The following is a 5,658-nucleotide window of genomic DNA, read 5'->3' on the forward strand; positions in this document are numbered from 1 at the left end:
AAAAAGGTAGAGCAAAAGTGGATTACTGCTTTGCCTAATTGGGCTTTAACTATGTCTCAACTTGATATCTTTTTTCCTGGTAGGTTAAAAATTGAGTTGAATTGAAAATGCGGTTTGACACACTTTTTTGAACGTTCCCGAGTTTTCAATTTCGGAAATACTATCTTCAGTGGAATCAGGATCCTCAATTTTCGCTACTGACACCACCTTCTCTCTACTCTCTGTTTTAAACAGAGTGACTCCTTGAGTGCTACGTCCTGCAATTCTGATATCATTTACTGAAATACGAATTAACTTTCCTTTATCTGTAATAAGCATGATATTATCACCCTGTTCAACTGGAAAGCTAGCAACAACATTACCGTTTCTGTCGGTAGTAAGGATATTTGTAATACCAACACCACCTCTATTTGTTACCCTATACTCGTACGCAGAAGTTCTTTTACCAAAGCCATTTTCAGTAATAGTTAATATGAACTCCTCATTCATTGCAAGTTTTAAGAACAGTTTGTTATCTATTCCTAAATCATTCAAAGTTTTTTCTAATTTAGAATCAATTGAGTTGTTGGTTACAGCTTCCATCCTTTTTGCAAGCGGAACTCTTAAGTAAAGCTCTTTTGTTTCTGTTGCAATACCTATGCCGTTTAGTATGGTCATGGATATCACACTGTCATTTTTTGCAAGTTTGATACCTCTTACACCATCTGAATTACGACTCTTAAATTGACGCACATCGCTTACAACAAATCTGATGCTTTTTCCAAGTGTTGTTGAAAGTAGAACATGATCAATTTCGCTACATACTTTAACTGATATTAACTTATCCCCTTCGTCGAGCTTTATTGCTATTTTTCCATTGCTTGGAATATAGTGAAAATCCGCTAAGGAGTTACGCCTTATGTTCCCATGAGCAGTAACAAAAACTATATTTTGATTTTCGTCATTCTCACTTGGAAGCGGCATAATGTTAGTTATTGTTTCACCATCGCTAAGCGGAAATATATTAACAAGTGCTCTTCCACGTGCAGTTGGTTCTGCAAGAGGCAGTTTATAAACCTTTAATCTGTAAACTCGACCAGTATTAGAAAAGAATAAAAGACTAGTGTGGGTATTTCCAACAAATAATTTTGTAATTACGTCCTCCTCTTTTAATCCCTGTCCTAGCTTTCCCTTTCCACCACGATGCTGGGTTTTATAATGAGAGAGTTTCACACGTTTGATGTAACCATTCATAGTTACGGTTACTACCATATCCTCTTGTGGAATTAGATCTTCAGCTTCGATGTCCATATCTGATTCTTCTATTGAAGTTTTTCGCGGCACAGTAAATCTGTTCTTTATTTCTTGTAGATTGTTTTTTATTTCTTTCATCAACTTCTCTACTGAACCAAGAAAAGCGATATATTCTTTTATCAGGTTAATCATTGAACTTAGCTCAGCTTCTAATTTGTCTTTTTCAAGGCCTGTTAAACGTTGCAATTTCATGTCAAGAATAGCTTTCGTTTGCAGCTCAGTTAATCTATACACTCCGTCTTTCAAAAAGCTCGTGCTGTCTGAGATTAATCCAATAATTGTGCTTATCTCAGCTGAAGTTTTCCATTCTTTATTTAAAAGTTCTCTACTTGCTTCCGCAGGATCTTTTGCACCACGGATGATTTTTATCACTTCATCTATGCTCAAGACCGCAATGTAGAGCCCTATATATATATGAGCTTTTTCCCTCGTTTTTCTTAGACGAAACTCTGTTCTCCTGATTAATACTTCTTTTCTAAAATCAATAAAAGCAGCTATAATTTCTTTCAACGACATCAAAGCAGGCCTGTTGTTGTTGAGGACTAAAGTGTTAACACTAAAACTACTTCTTAGTGGAGTTAGTCCCAATATTTGATTAAGTATAAAACTTGCTTCAGCATTTCTTCTGAGGTCAATTACTACCCTAATACCAGACTTATCAGATTCATCCCTAATTTCTGTTATGCCATCAATTCTTTTTTCTTTTACAAGCTCACCTATCTTCTCAATTAATTTTACTTTATTTACCTGGTAAGGTATTTCATCAATCACTATTGCTTGCCTATCTTGTGGCAGGTCTTCCATGTGAGTCTTGCCTTGCACAACAATTGATCCACGACCCGTTGCAAATGCTGATCTTATTCCAGACCTTCCAAGAATCGTTCCCCCAGTTGGGAAATCCGGTCCTGGCATCACTTCAAGTAACTCATCCAAAGTAACTTCAGGATTATCTATATATAACATACAAGCATCTATTATTTCTCCAAGGTTGTGAGAAGGAATATTGGTTGCCATACCAACTGCAACACCGCTTGCACCATTTACCAATAGATTCGGAAATTCTGCAGGCAGTACAACAGGCTCTGTTTCATTTCCATCATAGTTTGGCCTAAAATCAACTGTATCTTCGTCAATATCATTTAGTAAAAAATGCGACACTCTGTGGAGCCTTGCTTCTGTATATCGCATTGAAGCTGGCGGATCTCCATCTATCGAACCAAAGTTACCTTGCCCATCAATAAGTGGTAAAAGAAGAGAAAAATCTTGAGCCATCCTGACCAAGGAGTCATAGATAGCCATGTCACCATGTGGGTGATATTTTCCCATTACATCCCCGACTATACGAGCTGCTTTTTTATACGGTTTACCGGCATCGAACCCAGCCCTCGACATTGCGTATAATATGCGCCTATGAACAGGTTTAAATCCATCTCGCACATCAGGTATAGCTCGACTTATGATCACACTCATTGCGTAGGAGAGATAAGAATCCTCTAGCTCTTTCACTATTGAAACTGGTACTATGTTGTCTTGCATTTTCTATACTTTGATTGAAATAATTGTAATATTAATATTCAACTAGGCTAATGGGCAATGACAGACTTGAACTGCCGACCTCCTCGGTGTAAACGAGATGCTCTACCAGCTGAGCTAATTGCCCCTCTAGATATAATTCTATAGTTCAATGTTGTTGTTGTAAACAAAAATAGCGATACAAGCAACTCTTATGGAATCGCTGGGTGCGCACTATGGAGTTGTATGAATTTTAGTCTTGCTGCTACCTTGTATAAAGGTATTCTTTCACTTGCATTTTTTGACATGTTCAACAACTTTGAATAACATGCTGTGGCATTTTTAAAATCTGAGAGCTTATCTAGAATAACAGCTAAATTATAGGTATAAAAAATATTGTTTTGATCTAAAGAAATTGCTGCTTTCATATATTCTTTAGCTTTTACGTAATCCCCTTTTTTCATATAGATCAAACCTAAATTTGCTGATAAAGGGGCGCTATTTCTGAGTGTATCATACAATTTCAACATTTCACTCAATGCTAAATTAGGATCATATTGTGAGATTATCGTCAGAAAATTCTTTAATACATAAGGGTTGCTAGGATATTCTTTTAACAGTCTTGTGTAAATCTCTACAGCTTTTTTAAATTCTTTGTTAGCGTAATAGATATTCCCTAGTCCAATTAAAGCACTTTCATGATAAGGAAATTTTGCGATAATCTGATTGAGGAGAGAAGTAGCTGTTTCACTATCTCCTAACTCAAAGGAATCTTTTGCTTTTTTTAAAATAGAGTATATGTCAAAATTCTTGCCAGAATTCTGCGAAATTTTGATATTAAATTTGTCACTTTTTCTCTCGAGAACATCAAGATCTTTATATTTTTTATCAGCTTTTATATGCTTGACAACACTATCAAAGACCTTCTGTATCTCCAAATTTTCACTAGCATAGGTAACAGAAGACCTCCATAAAATCACAACGCAAATTAACATGCAGACAAACATAGATCCTAGTGTTATGGCATTGGCTGCAGCGCGTAACCAGTAAATCTTATTTCTTTGAACTATACGCAACACATTACAAATTCATAAATGCTAAATTACTTATCTAATATAATAATAAAGATATTATTAATTGGCAGATACTATTTAGAATGAGTTAAAAGAGCACTTCTACACATTCCATATGGTTGCCAATTACACTCCTCACATGCGTAGTCAAATTTCTCTAAAGACATTTTCTTTCTAATTCTTTTTACTGCTTCATTCCAGGTCAAAATCTCGCCAATTTTTATTCCTAAAATTTCCATATGCCTTCTATCTAGCTCTAAAACTTTAGCCTGTGTGGTACATTTACCTTGTTTAGTCTGGTTTGGGCAAACACTACAAATAGCGTCAAGATTATCAACTACTTCGATTTTAGTATTAGGATCACTAATTACTTTACTTGCTATCTTTTTGTAATTTTCTACAAAGCTCTGAGAATATCCATACCCTTGAAATGTAAGAGTGCACATAAAATGATGAGGACGAAACCTTATCACTTTTTCAAATACTGCAAAGCTGCTACAAGTAGAAAAATTTTTACCAAACCAGGAAGGATGAATGGTAAAACACCTACCATTATTGCTTGTTTCAGACCCACGTAAATAGTAAGCCAACTAATACCACAAATAAAGATTACGACTGTACCCGCCAGACAACTTAAAGAATTACACATAAATGATTTATATTTAGAGTTCAGTAATTCATTTACTCTGCTCATTACTACAACAGCAACTAAACAGCCAATCAAATATCCACCTGTTGGCCCGAGAAAAATATGATGACCACCAGAAAAATTCGCAAAAACAGGAAATCCTGCTGCACCAAGTGATAGATATGTAAGCACAGAATAGAACGCTGTTCTGCGGTTAAATTTAAGCCCAACAAGCATTAATCCTAAAGTTTGCAATGTGATAGGCACAGGCTGCAATGGTATGCTTATTTGAGCCATCAAGAATAAAAGTAAAACGCAAGACAATATTTCAGCCAGTGTTGACCTACTGCTTGATTGTGTTATAAACATATCTTCCCAATAAAAATAACTTACTAGATGTAATATATGTGTATAAGAGGTTTTGCAATTTAAATTTTGCTTATATTGCGCTACAATGAATTATTTATGCACTATTTAAAAATGATGAGTAAACAAGATCTATTATCGTTGATGAAGGAAAGACACAGCGGACGTTCATACGATCCTACAAGAGCAATATCTCAGAAAGAAATGGATATTTTAATAGAAGCTGTAAGGCTAACACCCTCGTGTTTTGGTGATGAACCTTGGCGATATGTGATATGCAACAAACAGAACAATCAAAGCGCATGGAAAAAATTGCTCGGTTGCCTTGATGAATCTAATCAAAAGTGGGCAAAAGATGCACAAATACTAATTATATCTCTAAGCGCTAAGAACTTCCGTAAACAAGGTAAAGGAGAAAATTTTTGGGCTAAGCATGATACTGGTGCAGCAAATTATGCACTTATGCTGCAGGCTGCAGCTATGAACTTAATGGCACATCAGATGGGTGGCTTTGACAAGAAAAAAGTAACAGAAAGTTTTAATATACCTGATGATTTTAACATAATGTCAGTAATAGCAGTTGGTTATGAGGAAGAGGGTGCTGAAGTCAAAGAAAAAAAAAGAAGACCAATAGAAGAAACATTTTTTTGGGAACGTTCAAAAAAGTGTGTCAAACCGAAAAAAAAGTAATAAATTGATATAAAAAATGGAGGTTTGATATGAGTCAAGCAAATAGAACTACTGGTTTGGTAGATTATAAAGAATTAGAAACAAATATCCTGTCAT

Annotated in this window: 5 protein-coding genes and 1 tRNA gene; 1 reads left to right on the forward strand and 5 read right to left on the reverse strand. The window is 35.3% G+C overall.

Features of this window, described 5'->3' with window-relative positions; translation table 11 throughout:
* Positions 1-84: 84 nt before the first annotated feature.
* The 5 genes from gyrA to JR312_RS05710 all read right to left on the reverse strand — a co-directional run bounded on the left by gyrA (position 85) and on the right by JR312_RS05710 (position 4,875).
* Positions 85-2,829 carry a DNA topoisomerase (ATP-hydrolyzing) subunit A gene (gyrA, locus tag JR312_RS05690; protein ID WP_416647931.1) on the reverse strand — a complete coding sequence of 915 codons (2,745 nt, stop codon included), beginning with the start codon at positions 2,827-2,829 and terminating at the stop codon, positions 85-87.
* 51 nt (positions 2,830-2,880) lie between these two features.
* Positions 2,881-2,953 (reverse strand) — tRNA-Val (locus JR312_RS05695).
* A gap of 64 nt (positions 2,954-3,017) precedes the next feature.
* Positions 3,018-3,884, reverse strand: coding sequence for a tetratricopeptide repeat protein (locus tag JR312_RS05700; protein WP_264330876.1), 867 nt, complete (start codon positions 3,882-3,884; stop codon positions 3,018-3,020).
* A 68-nt stretch (positions 3,885-3,952) separates the two neighbouring features.
* Positions 3,953-4,351, reverse strand: coding sequence for a DUF1284 domain-containing protein (locus JR312_RS05705; protein WP_341813284.1), 399 nt, complete (start codon positions 4,349-4,351; stop codon positions 3,953-3,955).
* Positions 4,348-4,875 (reverse strand): biotin transporter BioY, encoded by a 528-nt coding sequence (locus tag JR312_RS05710; protein WP_211907622.1) that lies wholly within the window; start codon positions 4,873-4,875, stop codon positions 4,348-4,350. Before JR312_RS05710 ends, JR312_RS05705 begins: the two co-directional genes overlap by 4 nt.
* A 96-nt stretch (positions 4,876-4,971) precedes the next feature.
* Here JR312_RS05710 and JR312_RS05715 point away from each other — a divergent pair, with 96 nt between their 5' ends.
* Positions 4,972-5,562, forward strand: coding sequence for a nitroreductase family protein (locus tag JR312_RS05715; RefSeq protein ID WP_416647932.1), 591 nt, complete (start codon positions 4,972-4,974; stop codon positions 5,560-5,562).
* Positions 5,563-5,658: the final 96 nt, after the last annotated feature.

The organism is Wolbachia endosymbiont of Nasonia giraulti (genome assembly GCF_048054155.1).
GTDB classification, from domain to species: Bacteria; Pseudomonadota; Alphaproteobacteria; order Rickettsiales; family Anaplasmataceae; genus Wolbachia; species Wolbachia pipientis_C.